Source organism: Pantoea sp. RSPAM1, assembly GCF_038816185.1.
Classification (GTDB): domain Bacteria; phylum Pseudomonadota; class Gammaproteobacteria; order Enterobacterales; family Enterobacteriaceae; genus Pantoea; species Pantoea ananatis.
On record NZ_CP046137.1, the window covers coordinates 1686011 to 1710769 of the forward strand.

General features: G+C 55.9%; 19 protein-coding genes and 1 tRNA gene. 18 read left to right on the plus strand and 2 right to left on the minus strand.

Annotated elements, in window-relative coordinates; all coding sequences use genetic code 11:
• Positions 1-26 precede the first annotated feature (26 nt).
• Positions 27-239, plus strand: a complete 213-nt coding sequence (locus tag GKC68_RS08415; RefSeq protein ID WP_318528927.1) for a 2Fe-2S iron-sulfur cluster binding domain-containing protein — start codon at positions 27-29, stop codon at positions 237-239.
• 261 nt (positions 240-500) lie between these two features.
• Here the strand turns inward: GKC68_RS08415 and GKC68_RS08420 are convergent, their stop codons facing one another.
• Both GKC68_RS08420 and GKC68_RS08425 read right to left on the minus strand, forming a co-directional pair.
• On the minus strand, positions 501-2045 hold the full coding sequence (locus GKC68_RS08420; protein WP_342656881.1) for a methyl-accepting chemotaxis protein: 1545 nt from the start codon (positions 2043-2045) through the stop codon (positions 501-503).
• A 794-nt stretch (positions 2046-2839) separates the two neighbouring features.
• Positions 2840-2915: transfer RNA gene (locus GKC68_RS08425), tRNA-Asn, on the minus strand.
• A 503-nt stretch (positions 2916-3418) separates the two neighbouring features.
• Between GKC68_RS08425 and GKC68_RS08430 the strand changes: the two genes are divergently transcribed.
• The 17 genes from GKC68_RS08430 (at position 3419) to GKC68_RS08510 (ending at position 24746) form a co-directional block, all read left to right on the plus strand.
• Positions 3419-4342, plus strand: a complete 924-nt coding sequence (locus GKC68_RS08430) for a sugar ABC transporter substrate-binding protein (protein WP_028724821.1) — start codon at positions 3419-3421, stop codon at positions 4340-4342.
• Between the two features lie 30 nt (positions 4343-4372).
• A complete protein-coding gene (locus tag GKC68_RS08435) occupies positions 4373-5857 on the plus strand; it encodes a sugar ABC transporter ATP-binding protein (protein WP_028724820.1) in 1485 nt (494 codons plus the stop codon).
• Positions 5858-5880: 23 nt separating this feature from the next.
• Positions 5881-6906: an ABC transporter permease gene (locus GKC68_RS08440; RefSeq protein WP_028724819.1), complete on the plus strand. Its 1026-nt coding sequence runs from the start codon at positions 5881-5883 to the stop codon at positions 6904-6906.
• Positions 6907-7651: 745 nt separating this feature from the next.
• The gene (gene nac / locus GKC68_RS08445) at positions 7652-8569 is read left to right on the plus strand and encodes a nitrogen assimilation transcriptional regulator NAC (protein ID WP_028724818.1); all 918 of its coding nucleotides are present in this window, start codon (positions 7652-7654) and stop codon (positions 8567-8569) included.
• 210 nt (positions 8570-8779) lie between these two features.
• Positions 8780-9739, plus strand: a complete 960-nt coding sequence (cbl, locus tag GKC68_RS08450; protein ID WP_028724817.1) for an HTH-type transcriptional regulator Cbl — start codon at positions 8780-8782, stop codon at positions 9737-9739.
• A 151-nt stretch (positions 9740-9890) separates the two neighbouring features.
• The gene (locus GKC68_RS08455; RefSeq protein WP_029570234.1) at positions 9891-11348 is read left to right on the plus strand and encodes an NAD-dependent succinate-semialdehyde dehydrogenase; all 1458 of its coding nucleotides are present in this window, start codon (positions 9891-9893) and stop codon (positions 11346-11348) included.
• A 353-nt stretch (positions 11349-11701) separates the two neighbouring features.
• Positions 11702-13171 (plus strand): aldehyde dehydrogenase family protein, encoded by a 1470-nt coding sequence (locus GKC68_RS08460; protein WP_058705939.1) that lies wholly within the window; start codon positions 11702-11704, stop codon positions 13169-13171.
• A gap of 32 nt (positions 13172-13203) precedes the next feature.
• Entirely contained in the window at positions 13204-13872 is a 669-nt protein-coding gene (locus GKC68_RS08465) for a haloacid dehalogenase type II (protein WP_342656755.1), read from the plus strand.
• 10 nt (positions 13873-13882) lie between these two features.
• Positions 13883-15160, plus strand: coding sequence for an FAD-binding oxidoreductase (locus GKC68_RS08470; protein WP_028724813.1), 1278 nt, complete (start codon positions 13883-13885; stop codon positions 15158-15160).
• A 149-nt stretch (positions 15161-15309) separates the two neighbouring features.
• Complete coding sequence (locus tag GKC68_RS08475; RefSeq protein WP_028724812.1) at positions 15310-16917, plus strand: ABC transporter substrate-binding protein; 1608 nt, start codon at positions 15310-15312, stop codon at positions 16915-16917.
• Positions 16918-16944: 27 nt separating this feature from the next.
• Complete coding sequence (locus GKC68_RS08480) at positions 16945-17898, plus strand: ABC transporter permease (RefSeq protein WP_028724811.1); 954 nt, start codon at positions 16945-16947, stop codon at positions 17896-17898.
• Positions 17898-18746 (plus strand): ABC transporter permease, encoded by an 849-nt coding sequence (locus GKC68_RS08485; RefSeq protein ID WP_028724810.1) that lies wholly within the window; start codon positions 17898-17900, stop codon positions 18744-18746. Before GKC68_RS08480 ends, GKC68_RS08485 begins: the two co-directional genes overlap by 1 nt.
• Positions 18743-20407, plus strand: coding sequence for an ABC transporter ATP-binding protein (locus GKC68_RS08490; RefSeq protein ID WP_028724809.1), 1665 nt, complete (start codon positions 18743-18745; stop codon positions 20405-20407). The genes GKC68_RS08485 and GKC68_RS08490 overlap by 4 nt, the downstream gene beginning before the upstream one ends.
• A gap of 93 nt (positions 20408-20500) precedes the next feature.
• Positions 20501-21832: an FAD-binding oxidoreductase gene (locus tag GKC68_RS08495; RefSeq protein ID WP_252294631.1), complete on the plus strand. Its 1332-nt coding sequence runs from the start codon at positions 20501-20503 to the stop codon at positions 21830-21832.
• Positions 21833-21842: 10 nt separating this feature from the next.
• Positions 21843-22685: a GNAT family N-acetyltransferase gene (locus GKC68_RS08500; RefSeq protein WP_047713907.1), complete on the plus strand. Its 843-nt coding sequence runs from the start codon at positions 21843-21845 to the stop codon at positions 22683-22685.
• The gene (locus tag GKC68_RS08505) at positions 22685-23611 is read left to right on the plus strand and encodes a glyoxylate/hydroxypyruvate reductase A (protein WP_047713906.1); all 927 of its coding nucleotides are present in this window, start codon (positions 22685-22687) and stop codon (positions 23609-23611) included. The genes GKC68_RS08500 and GKC68_RS08505 overlap by 1 nt, the downstream gene beginning before the upstream one ends.
• Position 23612: 1 nt before the next feature.
• The gene (locus GKC68_RS08510) at positions 23613-24746 is read left to right on the plus strand and encodes a M20 aminoacylase family protein (protein ID WP_252294635.1); all 1134 of its coding nucleotides are present in this window, start codon (positions 23613-23615) and stop codon (positions 24744-24746) included.
• Positions 24747-24759: the final 13 nt, after the last annotated feature.

Below are 24759 nucleotides of genomic sequence, written 5' to 3' on the forward strand. Positions count from 1 at the left end.
GTCACTGGCTGACACCTTAAGCTGGGCTGCCTGTTTCCTGGTCGTGCGGGATGGGGATCTGCGGCTCCTGCAAGGTGAAATGCGTGGAAGGGGAAGGAGAGATGAACCATAACGGCGGCATCACCGACGAGAACGATATTTTGTCGTGCTGTGGCATGCCCAAAGGCAATATGGTCGTCGGGTTTAAAACCCATGTAGACGAAGGCTTGCCGGGAGCATCCTCTTTTTTCCGACGTTGAGGCGTTAGTGAACAGCGAACCTCATCGAGATTCGCTGTGTCATGCCATCGTAAAAATCAGGCGAGAGAGCGTGAAAAGGGGCTGGCTACTCCGGGTGTGGCGATTGTTGTCATACGTGCGCAACAACGGCAGCAATGCCAGCCTGAAGCCTGTGATTTTCTGTGCTGTGGCTCAGGGCTGAATTCATGTGCCGGCACCCGTTGAACCGGGATGCTCTACGAAAACAGAAAATATGCTTCACCATGAACCCACAACCCGTTCTCAGACATGAAACGCCGCGACCATACCGCGCAGCGCCTGTGCCTGTTCAGACAGCGAACGCGAGGCCGAAGACGACTCCTCGACCAGCGCCGCATTGTTCTGCGTTACGCCGTCCATCTGGCTCACCGCCACGCTGACTTGCGCAATCCCCTGCATTTGCTCGGACGACGCCTGAGAGATAGTGTCCATTGCCTCTGCCAGTTCCCCGACCATACCGACAATTTTGATGATGCTCTGCCCGGTCAAGGAGGCCACGGCAACGCCGCTTTCCACTTGCTCAACGGCCTGCTCAATAAGCGCCTTGATGTCGCGGGCCGCCGTGGCGCTGCGCTGCGCCAGCGTACGGACCTCACCGGCCACCACGGCAAAACCGCGGCCTTCCTCACCGGCGCGCGCCGCCTCCACCGCGGCGTTCAGGGCCAGGATGTTGGTCTGAAACGCGATGCTTTCAATGACCGAGGTAATGTCCCGGACTTTAGCGGCACTGACGGAAATATCCTGCATCGTGCCAGACATCCGCTGCACGTCAGCCTCACCCGAACGGGCCAGGCGGGCCGTATCGCGGGCTGACTCGGCGGTTTGTTGCGCGCCAGCGGTGTTGCTCTTTACCGTGGCGGTCAGCTGCTCCATGCTGGCAGCGGTTTCCTGCAGGGCGGCGGCCTGCTGCTCGGTGCGGGACGACAGCTCGGTGTTGCCCTGGGCGATTTCGTCGGCCGCCAGCGCCACCGAAGTGGAAGCATCCTTTATCTGCGATACCAGGCCGCGCAGCCTGGCCTGCATGCTGTCCAGTGAGGCGAGGAGGCTGCTGCTGTCGTTGCGACGCAGCAGCACGGTGGAGGTGAGGTCCCCGGCGGCGATGGTCGCGGCCAGCGCCTGAGCCTGTGCAGGTTCACCGCCCAGTTGGCGCATCAGCTTCCTGCAGATGAAGAGACAAATCAGGGCGCCGGACATGACGGTTGCAATGATGAGAACAATAAAGGTTTTCATAACGCGGCTGGCGGATGCGTGACTTTCCACGGCGGTGTTTTCAGCAAAGGTACGCTGCATGTCTGTGAGTTCGTTGAGACTGGAGATAAGGATTTGCTGAGGAGGACGAACAACGTTGGTCAGATAATCTGCGAGGCCATTCAGTTGCCTCTGCCTGCCCATGTTTGCCGCCGTCGCGAGTGTCGTGAGCGCGGCCTGTTCATTCTCCTGCACTTTCCTGAGCAGACCAATTTCCTGCTGGTTATGGTCGCGCTCAATCATGGCGGCGAGCTCAGTGCGTTTCTGGCTATAAACCCCTTTCTGAGTTTCAAAGCGGCCCCACTCATTCTCAATTGCTTTTTGATCAGAGAAGAGCGCCATGTTTCTCACCTCAACGAGCATGTTTCTCAGCGCCGTACCCGCATCATTAGCCAGTGTCACTTTTTTGAGGTTGGTGTTAACGATCTCATCAATTTTTTGACGTGTCTCAAGCAAGTTGCCGATCGCAACCGCTGAACTGATGACAAAAAGCAGTATCAAAAAAGCAAAACCAGCAGACAGTCGTGTCGATACTTTCATCATTCTCTCCGGTTATGGTGTTGTCGTACCCATGTTGTTTTCGGCAAAGAACGAGTGAACCTAAGTGTCCTTTTCAGAAACCGCACAACGGCGCTTTTTTAAGACGAGGGCATATCGGTAGGAGCTGACGCCATAAAAGCCATTCGTTTTATATCAACAACTGACTCAAGACTGCTGTTACCTGTAAACATACCTGACCACGCCAGCGCTACGGGGAGCGCTTCCTTGCCCATTGCTGTCGCGGAGAGCGCCACGCTTCACAAACAGAAAGCTTTAGCCGTGTAGGCGTTAGCCAAACCGGGCGCAGAACAGGTGGAAGAACACAGCGTTCAACAGGATCCCTCCTTTTACTGCGCCAGCCTGCAGGTCGGAATCTGAGTCAACGTTTCCAGTTCTGTGCGGTTATGCAGGATTGAGCTTCTTTTTCAGCCATTTACACATAGCGTCGCGCGGCTGGCGAACGGAGTCAATGACGGCACAGGTTGCAATGCAGGATTCTTTTTGCTCGAGGCACTTTGGGTGAGGGCAGAGGCGTGAACTCTCCGGATGGACAAGCAGAGAAAGACGCTGTGAATCAGTCAGTATAAAAGGCGAGCACAAGAGGGATGCTGGGGCTTCTCACGTACGGCAGGGGGAACAGATTTAAGACGCTATTATCGAACGGAAATGACGCCAATCAGACTCACTGTTTCGCAGAATGCGCAGGTGAACCCCACTACGCATCGGAACATTTCTCACGCAGACGGAATAAAACCGCGTTGAAAGGCTTTAAAGCCTGCCTGAAAACAAAAATTTGGCTCCTCTGACTGGACTCGAACCAGTGACATACGGATTAACAGTCCGCCGTTCTACCGACTGAACTACAGAGGAATTGCTAGAACGGGGCGAATAGTAGCGACGTCAGTTCGGTATGTCAAAGCTCTCTTTCATGCTTTGCGTTCAAGTGCTCGTAAAAGCAGCGTATTGGCGAATATCAGACACATACGCTTGCTTTTCAAACTGCTAACAGGATCTCAATTTAAACCCATTTCTCCGTAGATGTTAGACGCATGTCAAAGTTTTGTTATTTGAAGATATCAAAACGCTTGTTTCAGTGCTTTTATGATAAAAATTTCAAAAAATAAATATATGGAATAAATGAACTGAATGGCGTCTGAAAGTGGGATAGTCGTACCAGTACCTGGATTGTCTCCTTAGTATGTTAAGTAAAATCAGGCGGATAAGAAAAGTAATGGTGATTTTAGCAAAAGCGTCAACGTAGTTGTCTTACCTCAAATTTCCATAAAAAACGCCGGCGAGGCGGTGTGAATGTAAAAGATATTTTTCATTCAAAACGTGAATCGCTAGCAAGTTAACAAATAAGAAGGGTCCCTATGAACATCAAAAAAACGATTGTTGCCTCACTGTTAGCCTGCATGTTACCCGCCGCCGCAATGGCGAAAGATGTTTCCGTTGGCGTTTCAATGGCGTTGTTCGACGACAACTTTCTGACGATTGTGCGTACCGCCATGCAAAAAGAGATGCAAAAAGATGGCGTTAAAGGCCAGGTAGAAGACGCCAAAGGCGATGTGGCCCAGCAGCTCCAGCAGGTCCAAAACTTTATCGGGCAGGGCGTTGACGCAATTATCGTTGCGCCAGTCGATACGAATGCAGTGAAACCGATTATCGATCAGGCCGCTAAAGCCGGTGTTGCGCTGGTGTTCGTGAACCGTAAACCGCAGGCGCAGTTGGGTGACAAGATGGCTTTCGTGGGCTCGGATTCTGAACTGGCGGGCCGTCTCCAGATGGAAGCCCTGGCGAAGGCCATGAACGGCAAGGGCAACGTTGCCATCTTATTAGGTGACCTGGCTAACGAATCGACCCGCGAACGCACCAAAGGGGTGGAAGCCGTTGTGGCGAAATACCCGAATATTAAAGTGGTGCAAAAGCAGACGGCGAAATTCAGCCGCAACGATGCTGTTGATGTCGTGAGTAACTGGATGACCGCTGGCGATGATATCAATGCTATCGCGTCAAACAATGATGAAATGGCGATTGGGGCCATTCAGGCATTAGGCAAGAACGATAAACACATTCTGGTGGCAGGCGTGGATGGCACACCGGATGCGTTGCAGATGATCAAGAACGGCAAAATGGTGGCCAGTGTATTCCAGGACGGTAAAGGCCAGGGTGAAGGCGCTGTTCAGACCGCAATCAAACTGGCAAACGGCGAAAAAGTGCAAAAGATTGTTGATATCCCGTTCCAGCTGATCACCAAAGACAACTACACCAAATATACCAGCATGAACCAAAAATAAACGTCTGAACCCGTAGTAGGGAGGTGATGTATGACCGCTTTTGCGCTTGAAGCCGAAGGCATCAGCAAGTTCTTTCCGGGTGTGAAGGCACTGGACAATGTGTCGCTGCGCGTCCGTTCCGGAACGGTACATGCTTTGATGGGTGAAAATGGCGCGGGCAAATCCACTTTAATGAAGTGCCTGATCGGGATTTACCGTCCCGATCAGGGCACCATCAAGATTAAAGGGGAGCCAGTGCAGTTCAGGGACACCATGGATGCGTTACGTTCGGGGGTGTCAATGATCCACCAGGAGTTGAATCTGGTGCCGCACATGACCGTGGCCGAAAATATCTGGCTGGGGCGGGAGCCGATGAAATTTGGTTTTGTCGATCATGCCCGGCTGAATAAAGACACGCAGGCGCTGCTTAACCGGCTCAATATCAAACTGAAAGCCGACCGCATGGTAGGCGAACTGAGCATCGCCTCACAGCAGATGGTGGAAATTGCCAAAGCGGTGTCCTGGAATGCCGACATTGTCATTATGGATGAGCCCACCTCCGCGTTGACGGAAACCGAGGTCGCACATTTATTTACCATCATTCGCGATCTGCGCGAGCAGGGTAAAGCCATCGTTTATATCAGTCACAAAATGGACGAGATTTTTTCCATCACGGATGAGATCAGCGTGTTTCGTGACGGCAGTTGGGTGGGCAGCGACAGCACCAGTGCGTTCACGCGTCAGTCTCTGATCACTAAAATGGTCGGGCGTGAACTGACGCAGCTTTTCCCGAAATTCAATAGTGCCATCGGGGAAGAGGTGCTGACCGTTCGTCATCTGAGCTGCAAAGACCGCTTTACCGACGTCAGTTTCGGTGTGCGCCGGGGAGAAATTCTCGGTGTGGCGGGCCTGGTTGGAGCCGGGCGCAGCGAAGTCATGGAAAGCCTGTTTGGCATGGCGCATTTTGACAGTGGCGAAATTCTGATTGACGGCATCCCGGCGAAAATTGACTCGCCGTCGGTCGCCATCGAAAAGGGCATGGCGTTTTTGACAGAAGATCGTAAAAAGTCAGGATTGTTTTTGGTGCTGTCGGTGCTGGAGAACATGAGCATTGTCAACATGCCGGAATACAGCGGCAAAAGCGGCTTTGTCAGCCATGTCAAAATGGCTCAGGACTGCATGGATCAAATCCGCCGTCTCAATATTAAAACCCCTACCATGGATCAAATCATCAATAACCTGAGTGGCGGCAATCAGCAGAAAGTGCTTATCGCCCGCTGGCTGTTGGCTCAACCGAAAATTCTGATCCTGGATGAGCCGACGCGCGGCATTGATGTTGGGGCAAAAGCAGAAATTTATCGTTTGATTAGTGAGCTGGCCAACCGTGGCGTTGCCATCATTATGGTGTCCTCAGAGCTGCCTGAAATTCTGGGCATGAGTGACCGCATCATGGTGATGCATGGTGGGCGCATTACCGGCATCCTCGATAAAGAAGAGGCCGATCAGGAAACTATTTTGTCGTTAGCATCCGAATGAGGCGCGAAACCACGATGAGTAATATGAAAGCCACGGCCACTCAGGCTTCTCAGCAACAACCCTCTTTCCTGACAAACCTGCGTCACCGGGTTCCAAAGGATACCGGCATCTTTGTGGTGATGGTGGGGATTGCCTTAATTTTTGAAATTTTTGGCTGGTATGTTCGCGATCAGTCGTTCCTGATGAACACCAACCGCCTGATTTTGATCGTTTTGCAGGTCGCTATCATCGGTATCATCGCCGTGGGTGTAACCCAGGTGATCATTACGACCGGTATCGATCTCTCTTCCGGATCGGTGATTGCGTTGACCGCGGTGGTGGCTGCCAGCCTGGCGCAAACCTCAGACAGCCTGACGCCGATGTTTCCATCCCTCGTGAATATGCCTGCGGCCGTGCCGATTACAGCCGGCATTGGCGTCGGTTTACTGTGCGGGTTGATCAATGGCGTATTGATTACCCGCACCGGTATCCCACCTTTTATTGCCACACTGGGTATGATGGTTTCTGCGCGCGGGCTGGCGCAGTATTACACTCAGGGTAACCCCATCAGTTTCCTGTCCGATGGATTCACCGCTATTGGTCAGGGCGCCATGCCAGTGGTGATTTTCCTGGTTGTGGCGCTGGTGTTTCACGTTGCGCTGAAACATACCCGTTATGGCAAATATGTTTATGCCATCGGCGGCAATATGACCTCGGCCAAAGTGTCTGGCATTAACGTCAATAAATACCTGATCATCGTTTACACCATTGCGGGTGCGCTGTCAGGCCTGGCGGGCGTAGTACTGGCGGCACGCGTCAGCAGCGGCCAGTCAAGCATGGGCGTGGGCTATGAACTGGATGCGATTGCCGCAGCGGTGATCGGTGGCAGCAGCCTGATGGGCGGCGTGGGCCGTATTACCGGCACGCTGATTGGTGCGGTAATTCTTGGTCTGATTAAAAGCGGATTCACCTTTGTTGGGGTGGATGCGTATATCCAGGACATCATCAAAGGCATCATCATCGTCGCCGCAGTTACCATCGATATGCGACGCAACCGTGCCAAACGCTGAATACGCTGCCGCCTTTGCGCCGTAGCGGCGTTGGCACCAGGCGCTTATCCCAGTCACATAGTTTACTATGCGCCTGGGCCTAAGCGCCTGGCGCCGCCTTGCTACAACACAAATGCGTTTGCGTATTCGCGCTTTGCTGGCGGTGGTGAACATAAGACAGTAAACCCAAAAAGTTTTTAAACGGAATCTGCCGGGGGTTTTCTTTGGTACCAGAGGATCGCCACCTTGCTACAACACAAATGCGTTTGCGTATTCGCCTTTCTGACCTTTTAAAAACGTGAGCGTATTGAGCGTTACAGGTGGGAAGACGTTTCGAATTGATCAACCGCTCAGGCAATAAACCTGTTTCTCCTCAGCCCACCGTCTTGGACTTTTACGCAGCAACGCAGCAACGCAGTAATGCAGCAACGGATCTCACTCTCTTTCTGCTTTTTCTCCTGCATAACCGGGCTGGACGCTGGCACGTCGATGACCTTTGCTGGCACAGGGCCGACGCTGCACGCTGGTTTGACATAGTGCGCACTGTTGCGGTGCAGTTCACCCTGTGTCGCCACCGGAATGCGGCGGTGCTACCAGACTTACCTCTTTGGAGGTAAAGAGAAACGCTGTTTATTCCTGTGCTTAGCAATTATTTGCCCACATGTTTCGCGATCTGAATAAACCTGGTCTGCATATTGCAATTCATCTGTATACGGGCTGGTTGATACGGGTCAGCCAGAAACCTTGACGTAGCAACGGAGGCAAGATGAATTTAAGACGGCTGAAATACTTTGTGAAAATCGTCGATATCGGTAGCCTGACGCGGGCAGCAGAAGTGCTGCATATTGCCCAGCCTGCGTTAAGCCAGCAGGTTGCTACGCTTGAAGGTGAGCTGGAGCAGCAGCTTCTGAATCGCACCAAACGCGGCGTAACGCCCACGGAAGCCGGAAAATTACTTTACAGCCATGCGCGCGTTATTCTGCGACAGTGTGAGCTGGCACAGTCAGCGGTAATGAATGCCGGTGAAGTGGTGAAAGGGCAGGTTTCCATTGGGCTGGCGCCTGGAACGGCCGCCTCCTCGCTGACGATGCCATTGCTGCAAACGGTACGGGAACAGTATCCGGATATCATTGTTTACCTGCATGAAAACAGCAGCAGCGCCCTGAATGAAAACATTCTTAGCGGACAGCTGGACATGGCCGTGCTGTATGACCGTGCGCCGACGGCAGGGATCAACAGTCTACCGCTGCTCAAAGAAGATCTGTATCTGGTGGGCACCACGGCCTGTCCGGGTACCAATGTGGATCTGGCTGAAGTGGCACAGATGAGCCTGTTTTTGCCACGCGATTACAGTGCCGTGCGTCAGCGCGTTGATGAGGCGTTTTCACTGCGCCGCCTGAGTGCGCGTATTATTGGTGAAATAGAGTCGCTTTCCACGCTGACCGCCGCGATATCCAGCGGGATGGGCGTTACCGTATTGCCGGAATCCGCCGCCCGGGCGCTGGTGGGATCCACCCAGGCCTGGATGGCGCGTATCACCAGCCCGACGATCAGCCTGCCGTTATCGCTTAACCTTTCACATCGGTTACCTTTATCGCCGCCGGCGCAGGCCGTTAAAAATATCCTGCTGTCGCTGTTGAACAAACCGCTGACAGAAAAACGGGAACTCACCCTGGTCAGCTAGAACGCCTGTCCTGACCCTCTTTCTCTGAAGCAGGGCGCGTAGATATCGCGCCGCTGCCCTTTCTGTCACTGTCCATCAGGATGCAGTTCAACGTCTCCCGCCCCGTTATATATGCTTCAAATGCATAAATAAAACTTTTTTAGTATTTCCAGTTATCGAAAATCCTTTTTACCCTCTGTTTATCAGATTGTGTAAAGAGAGGTAAATAGTGTGAATTTCCAGCAACTTAAAATCATCCGCGAAGCGGCACGACGGGAGTTCAACCTGACAGAGGTCGCAAGCACGCTATTTACCTCACAATCGGGCGTCAGCCGCCATATTCGCGATCTGGAAGATGAGCTCGGGGTTGAAATCTTTATCCGGCGCGGCAAGCGGCTGCTTGGCATGACAGAGCCCGGGAAAGCGTTATTAACCATTGCGGAGCGCATTCTGGACGAAGCCGGTAAAGTCCGCCGTCTGGCTGACGTGTTTACCAATGAATCCAGCGGTATCCTTTCCATCGCCACCACGCATACGCAGGCGCGATACAGTCTGCCGCCCGTCATCAAGGCGTTTCGTCAGCTTTATCCCAACGTCAGGCTTGAACTGAACCAGGGCTCGCCGCAGGAGATTGTGAACATGCTGCTGGCAGGCGAGGTGGATGTCGGAATTGCCAGTGAGATGCTGGTGAATAACGGTAGCCTGGCGGCGTTTCCGTGGTTTAGCTGGCATCATGCCCTGCTGGTGCCGCACGATCACGAACTGGTGCAGCAACAGCCGGTATCGCTCAATGCGCTCAGTCACCATCCGCTCATTACCTATCGCCAGGGGATTACCGGGCGTTCACGTGTGGACCGGGCCTTCCAGGGGGCAGGCTTAAAGCCGGACATCGTGCTCAGCGCACAGGATTCTGATGTGGTGAAAACCTATGTCAAACTTGGTCTTGGTGTCGGTATTCTGGCCGATCAGGCCTGCGAAACCGAACCGGGCGGTGAGCTGGTCAGGCTGGATGCCACGCATCTGTTTGAGGCTAATACCGTGTGGCTGGGGCTGAAACGGGGCCAACTGCAGCGCAACTATGTCTGGCAATTTCTGGAGCTGTGCAACGCCAACTTATCGCTGGAAGAAATTAAAGCGCAGGCACTGTCCTCCGCGGGTGACGATGAGCCGGTCATCGATTTTCAGATTTAGCGACCCTCGACATCGTGCGACCTGGCGCAACGGCATAAAATTTTTTTTCTGCCGTAAATCCTCACAGCGAACGCTTTCTGGCCGGCAACAACAACATCCTGCGCTTCTCCCCTCCCGATAAAGTGGAAAGATCTGAACAAAGGGGGATGCGATGTCACGTATACAACTAAAAGATCACACGCTGTTGCGTCAGCAGGCGCTGTTTGCGGGTCAATGGCAGAACGGTTATCAGGGCGAAACGCTGCCGGTTATCGATCCGGCAACCGGTGAGACGCTGGCGACGGTTCCGGCGCTAGGGCGAAAGGAAACCGAGGCGGCGATCGATCATGCGGAGTCGGTACGCCATGACTGGGCCAAAACACCCAATGCCACACGCGCCGCACTGCTTGAAAAGTGGTATCAGTTGATTGTCGATAACGCCGACGATCTTGCCATCATCATGACGGCCGAGCAGGGTAAACCGCTGGCAGAAGCCAGAGGCGAAGTCCTGTATGGAGCCAGTTTCGTTAAGTGGTTTGCCGAAGAGGCGCGTCGCATTTACGGCGATACCATTCCCGCGCCCACGTCCGACCGCAGAATCATCGTGTTAAAACAGCCGGTCGGCGTGGCGGCAGCCATTACGCCGTGGAACTTTCCGATTGCCATGATTACCCGCAAGGTGGCCCCTGCGCTGGCGGCGGGGTGTCCGATTATCGTTAAACCTTCTGACCTGACGCCGCTGTCTGCCCTGGCGCTGGCGGTACTGGCAGAGCGCGCCGGTTTTCCGTCCGGTGTTTTGCAGGTGGTTACCGGTATGCCGACGGAAATTGGCGCCGCACTGACCGAAAGCCGCCTTGTGCGTAAAATTTCATTCACCGGTTCAACCCGTGTGGGTCAGTTACTGATGAAACAATGTGCCGACAGCGTAAAACGGTTGAGTCTGGAACTGGGCGGCAACGCGCCATTAATCGTTTTCGATGACGCCGATATTGAGATCGCGGTGGCTGGCGTCATGACCAGCAAATTCCGTAACGCCGGGCAAACCTGTGTTTGCGCCAACCGGATTCTGGTACAGCGCAACATCTATGAACGCTTTTCCGCCCGTTTACTGGAAGCCGTGGCTACCCTCAAGGTGGGCGACGGATTTGCGGCCGGTAGCACCCTCGGGCCCCTGATCAATACCGCCGCGGTTGAAAAGGTCAATGCCCATATCGACGACGCCTTACAGAAAGGCGCGACGCTGTTAACGGGCGGCATCAGCAGCGGAGCGGGAACCTGGGTTCAGCCTACCGTTCTGGGGCAGGTGACGAGTGAGATGCGCATTGCACAGGAAGAGACCTTTGGCCCGGTGGCACCCCTGTTTGTGTTTGACGATGAGGCGCAGGCATTGGCGATGGCGAACGACACACCTTATGGTCTGGGCGCGTATTTCTTCACGGAGAATATCCGACGCGCCTGGCGGGTAGCGGAAGCGCTGGAATTTGGCATGGTAGGATTTAATACGGGCGTAATCTCTTTAGAAGTGGCACCCTTTGGGGGCGTTAAATTATCGGGAATCGGTCGTGAAGGTTCACGTTACGGTATTGATGAATATCTGGAACAAAAAACATTCCATCTCGGCAGTTTGTAATTTAAGTCGTCATGTCTGAATTCAGGCGCCAGCATAATCGTTATGCTGGCGTTTTTTTTGTGCGCCAGATCTGGTTTTTGCGCCTTTTCTCCTTTTTAGTGCAAGTTTCATGCGCAATGCACCAAAGCAAGGCGGGTTTTTTGTGAGGTAAATCATCTGTTTAACGCTTCGGCAATTCCGCAATAAATACGTCATTAATACGGCAGAAAAATTTTTTTGCGTCGTTTTAAACGCATTTTTATTTTTTTAACGGCTGGCATACTTTCTGCATTACCTAATTACTTATTCAGAAAAGCATTGCTGAAATTTAACCAATTCAGCGTGTGATGGGTGTAACAAATAAGGATTCTTCCATGTTGAGTTTCGACCCGGAAAGCGTGCCACTCCCGTCAGGCCATTATATCGGCGGGAAACATGTGCAAACACAAGGCGAATCTTTTGTCGTTAAACGCCCCTCAGATGGTCGTGTTTTTGCCACCCTGCATGAAGCCCAGGCGGACGATGTGGATCGTGCCGTGATGACGGCGCACCAGGCATTAAAAACCAGCGGCTGGTCAGGTTGTGCCCCCCGTGAACGCGGTCGGGTTTTGCGCCGCTGGGCGGACCTAATTGAACAGGATCTGCTGCTGGCCCAGCTTGAAGCACTTGGCTCAACGCGTCCGATCGCCGACGTGGTACAGCATGAAATTCCCTTCACCGCCGAAGCCATTCGCTTCTATGCCGAATGTGCTGACAAATACAGCGGTGACCTGTTTCCCACGCGGGATAGCAGCCTGGGAATGCTGATTGCCGAACCCTATGGCGTGATCGGGGCGATTACGCCCTGGAATTTTCCCCTGTCGATGGCCTCGTGGAAATGCGGGCCGGCCCTGGCAGCAGGAAATGCGGTGGTGCTGAAACCTTCTGAACTCACGCCGCTTTCTACCGTGCGCATGGCAGAGCTGGCCGTACAGGCTGGTTTACCCGCTGGCATCCTGAATATCGTGCAAGGCAGCGGAGCGGTAACGGGCAGCGCGCTCGTCAGACATCCTCTGGTACGTAAAGTGTCCTTTACCGGTTCAACATCGACCGGCGCGCGCATTATGAGCGATGCCGCACAGTTTGGCATGAAGCCCGTGACGCTGGAGCTGGGCGGTAAAAGTCCCCAACTGGTTTTCGATGATGCAGGGGATATTGAGGTGCTGGCGCAGCGTATTCTGCGCGGCTTCACCGCCAATGGTGGGCAGGCCTGCGTTGCAGGTACGCGCTTAATCGTGCAGCGCGGCATTGCCGATGCGCTGACGGAACGGCTGGCGGCGTTATGTCGTGAGGCCAGGCCAGGCGTGACATGGCAGGACACCTCGCGTTATGCACCGCTGATTGATGCGCGCCAGGGCAATAAAGTGCGTTCGGTCATTGAAGATGCCAAAGCGCAGGGCGCTGAGGTGCTGGTGGGCGGCGAACGCTTCGCGGACACCGATGAGGGATGGTTCTGGCAACCCACGCTGTTAAGCCAGGTGAAACAGGATAATCCGGCGGTACAGCAGGAAATTTTTGGTCCGGTACTGACCATTCAGGCCTTCGATGATGAAGAGCAGGGGCTGGCGCTGGCTGCACATGATACGTACGGCCTGTGTGCCGGTGTACACACGCTGAGCCTGCCACGGGCCATGCGGGCGATACGGGCGATTGAAGCCGGTACCGTGTGGGTCAATCGCTATGGACGCTCCGGCGATTTCATCATTCCAACCGGCGGTTTTCTGGGCTCGGGTATTGGTAAAGATTTGGGACGCCAGGCGTTCCAGGCCTGCCAGCGCCAGAAAAGCGTACTTATCGATTTTTAAGCACCACACCTGACAATAACGAGGTTAATTCCATGGCACTGTTTAAACCCAAATTCATCACTTTTGATTGTTACGGCACGCTGATCTTTTTTGATATGGCAGGTGCAGCAAAGCGCTGTTTTGCGGATCGGGTGGACGCGAATGCCATGGATGCCTTTGTGGCTGACTTTTCGGGCTACCGTCTGGACGAAGCGCTGGGTGCCTGGAAGCCCTATTACGATGTGGTCAGCAACGCGATTCAGCGCACCTGTAAAAAGTGGGGCGTGAAATGGACCCAGGCAGACAGCGATTACATTTATACCGACTGCGCCACCTGGGGACCGCATCCGGATGTGCCCGCCGGATTAGCCAAAGTGGCGGAAGAATTCCCGCTGGTGCTGCTGACCAACTCGATGAACGATCTGATTCCGCATCACATTCCTCGTCTTGGCGCGCCCATCCACATGACGATTACGGCCGAAGAGGCCGGTGCCTATAAACCGCAGATGAAAGGCTTTGAATACATGCTGGAAAAACTGGACTGCCGTCCGGATGAAATCCTGCATGTGTCCTCCAGTTTTCGCTATGACCTGATGACAGCGCACGATCTTGGTATCAAACACAAGGTCTGGGTCAACCGCGGACATGAACCGGCCAATCCTTATTACCAATACACCGAAATTAAAGATATTGGCGGCCTGCCTGGCGTCGTGGGTCTGTGAGGTCACTGTCATGAAACTGGAATCGTACTGGCAAGCGACCGCTCCGGCGTTTCGCGCCGCCGCCAGCGGCCCGTTACCCGCGCATGCTGATGTGGTCGTGATCGGGGCGGGCTTCACCGGTGTCTCGGCGGCTTTATCACTGGCGCGCAGTGGCATCAATGTGGTGGTGCTGGACAGCGGAGAGGTGATGAGTCAGGCCTCGTCACGCAACGGCGGCCATTGCAACACCGGCGTGGCGCAAAACTTTGCCTCGCTGGTTGGCAGCCACGGACTTGACCAGGCCAGTCGCTTCTACAAGGCATTTGACGATGCGGTAACCTATGTTGAGCAGTTAATTAAACAAGAGCAGATCGACTGCGATTTTCGTCTGTGCGGCAAGCTCAAACTGGCCAGCAAAGCATCCCACTTCTCCGGCCTGCAGGACGCCTGGACACTGATGCGCCGCACCGTGGACCCCGATATCCAGTTACTGAGCAAAGATGAGGTTCAGCGTGAAATTGGCGGTGGCGACTTTCATGGTGGACTTTTGCAACAGCATGGCGGCCAGATGCACATGGGCAAGTTTGGTGTGGGCCTGGCCGAAGCTGCGGTGCGCAGTGGCGCAAAAATCTTTACCCATCATCACGTCACTCAGCTGGAACGGCTCGACGGCTATCGTCACCGGGTAGTCACCAGCCAGGGCGAAATCCTGGCCGACAAAGTGCTGATGGCAACCGGCTGCTCCAGCGAAGGCCCGTTCCCGTGGTTTCAGCGCCGTATTGTGCCGGTGGGCAGTTTTATTGTCGTCACTGAGCCCCTGGATAACGCGCTGCTTCATGCGCTGCTGCCCGAAAACCGCAACTACGTGACCTCAATGAACATCGGCAACTACTTCCGGACCACGACGGATAGCCGTCTGGTGTTCGGTGGCCGGGCGCGCTTCGCCATCAGTAACCCGACGTCGGATTCCCGCAGCGGCGACATCCTGCATGCGGCAATGGCGAAAATGTTTCCCCAACTGGCTAACACGAAGATCGACTACTGCTGGGGCGGCATGGTGGATATGAGCGCCGATCGCCTGCCGCATGCCGGTGAACAGGATGGTGTGTTTTATTCGCTGGGCTACAGCGGGCATGGCACGCAGATGTCGGTATGGATGGGCCGGGTGATGGCCGATCTGATAAGTGAGAAATCTCGTGAAAACCCCTGGCAGCGCGAGGCATGGCCTGCACTGCCGGGTTATCACGGTAAACCGTGGTTTTTGCCGCTCGCCGGGCTCTACTACAAAGCAAAGGATCGCCTTTCATAACTTCACGTTGTTTTTCAGACAGCCAGGCGTTGCCGTGTCGCGCAATCGCGACCGAAGTCACGCCTGCACGATGATAGTCACACCGCTTTGTCGTCTGATAAACGCAGGGAATTTCACCGTTCGCGAGAACACGTAATGAGGGTGTACAGATGAGTAAAATTGATAATAAAGAATCTGACGTAACCAATCCTGCTCTGACGCGGATGATCACGGAAGGGACGCTGTCCCGCCGCAGTTTGATGAAGTTGCTTTCCGCAGGCGCAGCAATGAGTACCGGGCTGATCGGCTTCCCGGGTATGGCGCTGGCAGAAGACAAGCCGACTCAGGGTGGCAAAATTCGTGTAGGCATGTCCAACGCCTCGGCGACTGACACGCTGGACCCGGCAAAAGGTAACAACAGTGCCGACTTTACGCGTCAGTTTATGTTCTACAGCGGTCTGACTGAAGTGGATAAAACTCTGTCGGTGAAGCCTGCGCTGGCAGAATCTATTGACTCTGACGATGGCACCACCTGGAGCATCAAATTGCGCAAAGGGGTGACGTTCCATGATGGTAAACCCTTTACGGCCAAAGATGTGGTTTACTCTCTGAATCGCCACAAAGATCCGGCTGTCGCGTCCAGCGCCTTTAAACTGGCTGAGCAGTTCAAAACCATTACTGCCGTCAACGACAACGAAGTTCAGCTGATTCTGGCCGCCCCCAATTTTGACGTCCCCTATATGCTCGCCACGTCGCCTTTCCTGATAGTGCAGGACGGTACCAAAGACTTCAGTAAAGGCATCGGCACGGGGCCGTTCGTGTGCAAAAGCTTCACGCCTGGCGTCAGCACGCTCGGCACGAAAAATCCCAACTATTTTAAACCGGGACTGCCGCATCTGGACCAGGTGGAACTGCTGGGCGTCACCGATCAGGCGGCCCGCGTGAATGCGCTGTTGTCAAACGATATCCAGGTCGCCTCAGGTCTGAAAGCCCCAGACAGCATGCGCATCAGCCGTACGCCGGATCATGCCGTGCTGGAAACCAAGGGCGGCATGTACACCAACCTGATTATTCGCACGGACATTAAACCCGGCAGCAACCCGGATTTCGTGCTGGCGATGAAATACCTGCAACCAAGAGAAATCGTGGTGAAAACCGTACTGCAGGGCTTTGGTGACGTCAGTAACGATACACCCGTGCCGCCATGGCATCCGCTGTACAACGCCGATCTCAAACCACGTCCACTGGATCCGGAAAAAGCCAAGTTTTATATCAATAAAGCGGGCATGTCCGGGCAGACCATTGAGATCGTGACGTCGCCGCCGCTGGAAGGGGCAACCGAAGGCGCACAGCTGATTCAGCAGGTGGGCCGCAATGCGGGGCTGAACGTCAATGTGCGTCGTGTGCCTTATGAAGGCTACTGGGGTACGCACTGGATGAAGGATCCGATTGGCTATGGCTCCATCAATCCACGTCCCACGCTGGATATGCTGTTCTCGCAGTTCTATCTCTCCAGCGCGCCAAATAACGAAAGTGGCTGGAAAAACGACCAGTTCGATCAGTTGGTGATTGCGGCGCGCGGCGAACGTGACAAAGCCAAACGTAAGCAGATGTACGGCGACATGCAAACCCTGATCTATGACCACTGTGGCACGCTGATCCCGGCGTTCATCAGCTCAATGGACGGTTACAGCAAGAAGCTGAAAGGGTTGGAAGCCTGGCCATCAGGCATGTTGATGGGTTATCGCTTCCACGAGTTTGCCTGGCTGTCTGCCTGATCACGCGTCTGTAAGAGGAGTTCGCCGATGAACCGATACATGATGTTCCTGATTGCCCGGCGCATTGGCGCCGGCATCCTGACCTTGCTTATCGTCTCGGCGGTGGTGTTTTTTATCACCAGCCTGCTGCCGGGCGATGCGGCGCAAATGATTCTGGGGCAAAACGCCACGCCGGAAACCGTGGCGGCCCTGCGCCAGCAACTGGGCTTAGATCAGCCCCTGCTGGTGCGCTACTTCACCTGGCTCGGCGGTATGCTGACAGGAAATTTTGGCACCTCATTTGCCAGTCATCTTCCGGTGGCACAGCTGGTGGCTCAACGGCTTCCGGCGACGTTTGAACTGGCGGCTACCACGACCGCCATCTGCGTGCCCCTTGCACTGATTATCGGCATTGCGGCGGCCATGAACCGGGGGTCGAAGCTGGATCGGACGCTGGTGATTGGCACGATGGCTACGGTCGCCGTGCCAGAGTTTCTCGTAGCCACCGTGGCGGTCTTGATTTTTGCAGTGAAACTGCACTGGGTCTCTGCCATGTCACTGGGCAGTCCCAATATGGATTTCGCCAGTTATATCAAAGCTTATGCGTTACCGGTGATCACCTTATGTTGCGGGCTGGTCGCACAAATGGCACGCATGACGCGCGCAGCGATCATCAACCAGCTCGACAGCCCTTATCTGGAAATGGCCTTGCTGAAAGGCGTTTCCCCGATGCGCGCAGTACTGCGTCACGCCTTGCCTAACGCCGTCGGCCCGATTGCGAACGCCATCTCGCTCAGCCTCTCTTACCTGTTTGGCGGCGTCATCATTATTGAAACCATCTTCAGCTATCCCGGTCTGGCCAGTCAGATGGTGGATGCGGTCAGTAACCGCGATCTGCCTGTCGTACAGCTTTGCGTCATGCTGTTTGCCGGCTGTTATCTGTTACTGCTGCTGGCCGCGGATATTGTCACTATCGCCTTTAACCCGAAATGGAGGAGCTGATGAAATTACTGCTTCCCTGGCGAATTTTTCAGTCACTGTCGTTGTCAGGCCGTCTGGGCCTGGTCGTGACGCTGTTCTGGCTGATCATCGCGTTGTTTGGCACCTGGTGGGCACCGCACAGCCTTGACGATATCGGCTCCGGCCCCTTGATGGGCGGATTCACCCCGGAGAACCTGTTAGGCACCGATTATCTGGGACGAGACATGCTCACGCGCATTATGTATGGCGCGAAGTTCTCACTAGGACTGGCGCTGGGCGCGGCCATTCTCGCCAGCCTGATTGGCACGATGCTGGCCTTAATTGCCGCGGTCACCGGACGCTGGCTGGAAGAGCTGCTGGGCCGCATTAACGATGCCATGCTGGTGCTGCCGGGCAAAATCCTGGCGCTGATGATTGTGGCGGTCTTTGGCTCCTCACTGCCGATGCTGCTGATAACAGCGGTGTTTACCTACTGGCCGGGTGCCTTCCGCATTGCGTTTGCGTTAGCCAGTAGTCTACGCAACATGGATTACGTTCGGGCCTCGCGTCTGCGCGGCGAAAGCCGCTGGTACATTGCTATTCACGATATTCTGCCGAATATGCTGCATCCGGTGCTGGCCGATTTCGGTCTGCGCTTTGTGTACATCGTCTTGCTGTTAAGCGGGCTGAGTTTCCTGGGGCTGGGTGTTCAGCCGCCGTATGCCGACTGGGGGACCTTAGTGCGTGAAAATATTCAGGGGCTGTTTGACGGATCGCCGGCGGTGTTAATGCCTGCCGTGGCGATTGCCAGTCTCACGATTGCCGTCAACCTGTTTATTGACAGTTTGCAGAGCATGCGTCCGCTGACGCTGGCAAAGGAGGGGGCATGAACGTGACACCACATACGGCGATGCCTGTGATTTCGGTCGACAAGCTGCGCGTAACGGCGCACAACGACAACGGCGATGAACTGGATATCGTCTCCGATATCCGCTTCACGGTGCAGAAGGGAGAAGTGCTGGCGCTGATTGGTGAATCCGGCTCGGGTAAAACCACCATCGCGATGGCACTGATGGGCTATGCCCGTCACGGCTGTAAAATCGGCGAAGGCAATATCCACGTCGCCGGCACCAACATCATGACGTTAACGCCCGCCGAGTTGCGCTTTTTCCGCGGCAACAAGGTGTCCTACATTGCGCAGAGTGCGGCGGCCTCATTTAACCCCGGCATGAAAATTATCGATCAGGTCATCGAGCCGGTGGTGATTCATGGCACGATGACGCGCAAGGCGGCAAAAGCCAAAGCGCTGGGCCTGTTCCGTGAGCTGGCGTTGCCAAACCCCGACACCATTGGCGATCGCTTTCCGCACCAGGTCTCAGGCGGTCAGCTGCAACGTTTAATGACGGCCATGGCGCTGATTAGCGACCCAGAGGTGGTGATTCTTGATGAGCCCACGACTGCACTGGATGTCACCACCCAGGTCGAGGTGCTCAAAGCATTCCGCCGCGTGGTGAAACAGCGTGGCGTGACGGCGATTTATGTCAGCCACGATCTGGCCGTCGTCGCGCAAATGGCCGACCGGATTCTGGTCTTACTGCAAGGCAAAATAGCCGAATACGGCACGACCGCACATCTTATTGGTGCGCCGCAGGCAGACTATACGCGCCTGCTGATGGATGCGGCACAGCAAAAAGAGCGCCCCAGCAACTGGTGCCCGGCGAAGCCGGAGGAACTGCCGCTGCTGGAAGTGCGCGATCTGTCTGCCGGTTACGGGCCAAAAGGCAGCGATGGCCTGCCCAAAGTGCGCATTCTGGAAAACATCAACCTGACGCTCTGGAAAGGCCAGGCGATCGGCATTATCGGCGAGTCCGGCTCGGGGAAAACCACGCTGGCTCATGCGATAGCCGGTCTGAATCCGGCCTGTCAGGGGCACATCCTGTTTAACGGCCACATGGTGGCCGACCAGATGCAAAAGCGCACGGATAACGAGCTGCGCCGGATTCAGTATGTTTTTCAAATGGCGGATACGGCGCTTAATCCCGCGCACAGCGTGGAGCGCATTCTGTCGCGTCCGCTGACGCTGTTTCATGGACTAAGCGGCATCGCCCGACAAAACAGGTTGTATCAACTTCTGGATCTGGTGAAGTTGCCGCGCACTGTTCTTTCGCGCCGTCCCTGGTCGCTCTCGGGTGGGCAAAAGCAGCGCGTGAATCTGGCGCGGGCCCTGGCAGCAGAGCCGGATGTCATTCTCTGTGACGAGGTGACTTCGGCACTCGACACCGTTGTGGCTTCGGCGGTGCTGGATCTGATCAGTGAGCTGCGCCGCGAGCTGGGCCTGTCGGTCATCTTCATCAGTCACGATATGCACGCGGTGCGAGCCGTGTGTGATGAGATTGTGGTGATGCGCAATGGCGCTATCGTGACCCAACTGGCTCGCGGTAATTATGAACAGCCGACCAGCGAACTTTATTTCGAACGCCTGAAACGTGCTGTGCCTGAGCTCCGTCAGGGCTGGCTGGACGAGCATGAAGAGATTCTGAAAGCCGAATAACCGACACGGCTCTTTCGGTAAGTGAAACCTGTTCAGGAGCAGGACGGCAGGTCATCGCCAGCATGCCCCAACACAAGACGAGGTTGTATCGCTATGCCCGCACCGATTCGTTATGTACAGGACAGCCCGAACTTCCCGGATACCGCTGATGTGGTGGTGATTGGTGCCGGTATCGCCGGTGCTGCTGCCACCTGGTATCTGGCTAAACAAGGCCTGAAGGTGGTACTGATTGAGAAGGGCTTGGTCGGGGCCGAGCAATCCAGTCGTAACTGGGGCTGGTGCCGTCAGCAGAACCGCGATGAGCGTGAACTGCCACTGGTGATTGAAGCCCTGCGCGGCTGGGAACAATTAAGCCTTGATACCGGCGAGGAGCTGGGGTTCCGACGTAGCGGCCTGGTCTATGCCACCCGCAATGAAGCGGACATTGCCGCCTGGGACGCGTGGGGGCAGATGGCAAAGCAGTACGGCGTGCGCAGCGATATATTGAACGCGCAGCAGGCAAAAGCCCTGACGCCGGGCAGCACGACAAACTGGCTGGGCGGCGTTTCGGCCCCCGACGACGGTGCAGCAGAACCCAGACTGGCCGCGCCGGGTATCGTGATTGGCGCGCAGAAAAAGGGGGCGCTGGTCTTTCAGCAATGTGCCGTGCGCGGGCTGGATATCGCGGCCGGACGTGTGAGTGGTGTCGTTACGGAACGCGGCCTGATCAAAACCCCCCGCGTGATCTGTGCGGCTGGTGCCTGGACATCCATGTTTTGCCGCCGGCACGGCATCGATCTGCCGTTGGGGAATGTGATTGGCACCGCCTTTCGCACGCAGCCCATTGAGCAGGCCATTGCCGTGCCGTTTTATACCGAAAGTTTCGCCTGTCGGCCGCAGCTGGATGGCAGCTATACCGTTTCTGTGTCCGGTCGCGGTAGGCTGGAGCCCGGCGCGCAGGGCCTGCGATATCTGCGTCAGTTTTACCCCACGTTCAAAAGCCGCCGTAAAAATCTTACCCTGAATCTGGGGGTGAAGCCGTTCTTTCAAGGTCCTGAGGCGATGGGGCGCTGGGATCTGGATGCCGTTTCGCCGTTTGAGCGGATGCGTATTCTGGATCCGGCTGCCGATGCCTGGGTCGTGGAAAGCGGACTGGCCGCGATGCGCCGCGAATTTCCTGCCCTGGCGAATCTCAAAGTCGCCCAGGCCTGGGGCGGCATGATTGACAGTACGCCGGATGCCATTCCGGTTATTTCAACGGTGGCAAAATTGCCTGGCCTGGTGCTGTCGGCGGGGTTCAGCGCACACGGTTTTGGCATTGGCCCCGGCGCGGGCCGCCTCGCCGCTGAACTGGCGACGGACGCCACGCCGGTTGTGGATCCGACACCTTATCGCTACAGCCGTTTTACTGACGGCAGCGAACTTGATGCACCTGGCATGATGTAAGGAAAGCAAAATGACATTTCATATTCGTACGATGACCACAGATGATATTCCTCAGGTTTACGCGATGAGCCAGGCGCTTAACTGGCCACACCGTCGGGAGGACTGGGCTATCGGCATCCAACTCGGCGAAGGGGTGGTGATAGAGGAGCAGGGCGAGGTCATCGGCAGCGCGATTCTCTGGCGCTGGGGTGATGAGGCCGCCACGATTGGGCTGGTCATCGTGGCGAATCAGCATCAGGGACGTGGGCTGGGTAAACAGCTGATGCTGGCGCTGCTGGAAAAAGCACCGGGCTATAACGTGCGCCTGCATGCAACCGAAATGGGCAAGGGCCTGTATGAGAAACTGGGCTTTGTGACCTGCGGCAAAATCATGCAGTACCAAACGCCGTCCCTGAATAGCGTGCCGACCGTGCAGATTCCCACGGGATTAACCTTGTCTACCGCGACACAAGACGATCAGGACAGGCTGGTGCAAATGGATCAGGCGGCCCATGGGCTTTATCGCCCTGAACTGATTGCCCATCTGATTGACGATAACCAGACCGTGATGTTGCGGGACGATGCACAACAGGCCCGCGGTTTTGCCAGTCTGCGCCGTTTTGGTCGCGGCTGGGTGATTGGTCCGATTATCGCGGACAGTTTTCCCGTGGCGCAGGCGCTGACCGCCGCGCTGATGCAGGGCCTGAAAGGCGAATACCTGCGCATGGATACGGATGCCGCGCTGCCGATGGCCGCCTGGTTTGAAAGCCTGGGGCTGAGTAATGTGGATTCGCCAGTCACGATGGTGCGTGGTGACGTCTGGATGCCACAAGGGATGCAGGCGTTTGGCTTAATGACCCAGGCAATGGCCTGATGCATATTGTCTACAAATCGGAGCCTCAGCGCGGCCTGATGTGGCAGCGCTGGCTGGCGGCGCATGCGCCGGATATCCATTTACATCTCTGGCCTGAAACGGGCGATCCGCATCAGGTTGATGCCGTAATCGCCTGGCTGCCGCCGGAGGACATGGCCAGCCGCTTCCCCAACATGAAAATCCTGTTTTCCGTGGGGGCCGGAGCGGAGCAGTTTGATCTGTCCGCACTCCCTGCGCACCTGCCGTTAGTCAGGATGATCGAACCGGGTCTGACACAGGGCATGGTGGAATACATTACCTTCGCTGTGCTGGGACTTCATCGCGATATGCCATGCTATTTTCAGCAACAGCGGGCACAGCAGTGGCACGTCCATTCAGCCCTACCGGCCAGTGAGCGTCGCGTTGGGATCATGGGGCTGGGTGAACTGGGGCGCGCCGCACTGACGCAGCTTCAGACGTTAGGCTTTGACTGTGGCGGCTGGAGCCGGACGCCGCATGCGATACCGGGCGCAACCTGCTGGCACGGCGACGACCAGCTTGACGCGTTTCTGTCACGCAGCGACATTCTGGTCTGTCTGTTGCCTCTGACGCCCAGCACACAGGGCCTGCTGAATGCCAGACTGTTCAGCCAACTGCCCGCTGGGGCAGCACTGGTGCAGGCGGGACGTGGGCCACAGCTTAATGAGCACGATTTACTTGCCGCGCTGGACAGCGGTCAGTTACGCGCCGCCGTGATTGATGTGACGGAACCAGAGCCGCTGCCTGCCGGTCATGCGTTCTGGACACATCCTGCCATCTGGCTGACGCCGCACATTGCCAGCCGAACCCAAAACGACAGCGCGGTGAGCGCACTGGTTGCCAACCTGCGGCGCTTTCAACGCGGCGAGCCGCTGCACGGCGTTATCGATCGTTCACGAGGATATTGAGATGGACCATTTAGTGGCGTTGCGCCGGGATTTACACCGCCACCCGGAACTGGGATTTCACGAGCAGCGTACCAGTGAGATTGTCGCCCGTTTCTTGCACGACCTGGGCATTGAAGTGCATCGCGGTATAGGCAAAACCGGTATCGTGGGCGTGCTGAAGAAAGGCACGAGTCCGCGCATGATTGGGCTGCGCGCCGATATGGATGCGCTTCCCATGCAGGATAAAGGTGAGGTCGCCTGGACCAGCCTGGAACAAAACCGCAGTCATGCCTGTGGTCATGACGGGCACACAACGATGCTACTGGGCGCAGCGGAAAAGCTGGCGCGCGAAATTGAGTTCGACGGCACAGTGTGCTTTATCTTTCAACCGGCAGAAGAGGGGCTGGCGGGGGCGAAAGCCATGATCGACGATGGCCTGTTTGAGCGCTTTCCCTGCGATGGGGTGTTTGCGTTGCACAACTGGCCGGAGCTCCCGCTCGGCGAGATTCAAACCCGTCCCGGGCCCATTATGGCCGCGGCCGACCGTTTTGATATCACTGTCAAAGGCGCAGGCGGCCACGCTGCCCAGCCCCACTTGACCCACGACACGCTGCTGGCACTGAGTGAGCTGGTCGTCCAGCTCAACACCCTGGTGCCGCGTGCGCTTGATCCCTGCGAACCTGCGCTCCTGACCGTGACGCGCATGCAGGGGGGATTTTCTCATAATATGATCCCTGCAGAAGCCAACATCACCGGCACGGTACGCACCTTCAACCCGGCGGCGCAGGACATCATCGAATCACGTCTGCGGCAGATGGCGGAACATATCACGGCTGCGCACGGTTTACAGGCCGAGGTCAACTATGTGCGCTATTACCCGGCCACGATTAACAGCGACGCGGAAGCCACTCAGGCACTTGCCGCCCTGCAGGCGGCGGGAATGCGCGCAGAGCCGGCACCACAGCCTGCGCTGACCTCAGAAGATTTTGCGTTTATGTTGCAGGCGAAACCCGGTGCTTATTTGTGGATCGGATCCGCACCCTCTAAGCCGCTGCATCATGCGGCCTATGACTTTAACGACGCGTTGATACCGCATGGAATACGGGCATTTATCACGCTGGCCTGCCACGGGCTGGGGGCAACATTTCCTTGCTGAAACCTGTGGGATT

What these genes read in the sequence shown, in the direction of transcription:
- GKC68_RS08420 (WP_342656881.1), bottom strand. Translation starts at nt 2,045, where the DNA reads ATGAAAGTATCGACACGACTGTCTGCTGGTTTTGCTTTTTTGATACTG.
- GKC68_RS08430 (WP_028724821.1), top strand. Translation starts at nt 3,419, where the DNA reads ATGAACATCAAAAAAACGATTGTTGCCTCACTGTTAGCCTGCATGTTA.
- GKC68_RS08435 (WP_028724820.1), top strand. Translation starts at nt 4,373, where the DNA reads ATGACCGCTTTTGCGCTTGAAGCCGAAGGCATCAGCAAGTTCTTTCCG.
- GKC68_RS08440 (WP_028724819.1), top strand. Translation starts at nt 5,881, where the DNA reads ATGAAAGCCACGGCCACTCAGGCTTCTCAGCAACAACCCTCTTTCCTG.
- nac (WP_028724818.1), top strand. Translation starts at nt 7,652, where the DNA reads ATGAATTTAAGACGGCTGAAATACTTTGTGAAAATCGTCGATATCGGT.
- GKC68_RS08455 (WP_029570234.1), top strand. Translation starts at nt 9,891, where the DNA reads ATGTCACGTATACAACTAAAAGATCACACGCTGTTGCGTCAGCAGGCG.
- GKC68_RS08460 (WP_058705939.1), top strand. Translation starts at nt 11,702, where the DNA reads ATGTTGAGTTTCGACCCGGAAAGCGTGCCACTCCCGTCAGGCCATTAT.
- GKC68_RS08465 (WP_342656755.1), top strand. Translation starts at nt 13,204, where the DNA reads ATGGCACTGTTTAAACCCAAATTCATCACTTTTGATTGTTACGGCACG.
- GKC68_RS08470 (WP_028724813.1), top strand. Translation starts at nt 13,883, where the DNA reads ATGAAACTGGAATCGTACTGGCAAGCGACCGCTCCGGCGTTTCGCGCC.
- GKC68_RS08475 (WP_028724812.1), top strand. Translation starts at nt 15,310, where the DNA reads ATGAGTAAAATTGATAATAAAGAATCTGACGTAACCAATCCTGCTCTG.
- GKC68_RS08480 (WP_028724811.1), top strand. Translation starts at nt 16,945, where the DNA reads ATGAACCGATACATGATGTTCCTGATTGCCCGGCGCATTGGCGCCGGC.
- GKC68_RS08485 (WP_028724810.1), top strand. Translation starts at nt 17,898, where the DNA reads ATGAAATTACTGCTTCCCTGGCGAATTTTTCAGTCACTGTCGTTGTCA.
- GKC68_RS08490 (WP_028724809.1), top strand. Translation starts at nt 18,743, where the DNA reads ATGAACGTGACACCACATACGGCGATGCCTGTGATTTCGGTCGACAAG.
- GKC68_RS08495 (WP_252294631.1), top strand. Translation starts at nt 20,501, where the DNA reads ATGCCCGCACCGATTCGTTATGTACAGGACAGCCCGAACTTCCCGGAT.
- GKC68_RS08500 (WP_047713907.1), top strand. Translation starts at nt 21,843, where the DNA reads ATGACATTTCATATTCGTACGATGACCACAGATGATATTCCTCAGGTT.
- GKC68_RS08505 (WP_047713906.1), top strand. Translation starts at nt 22,685, where the DNA reads ATGCATATTGTCTACAAATCGGAGCCTCAGCGCGGCCTGATGTGGCAG.
- GKC68_RS08510 (WP_252294635.1), top strand. Translation starts at nt 23,613, where the DNA reads ATGGACCATTTAGTGGCGTTGCGCCGGGATTTACACCGCCACCCGGAA.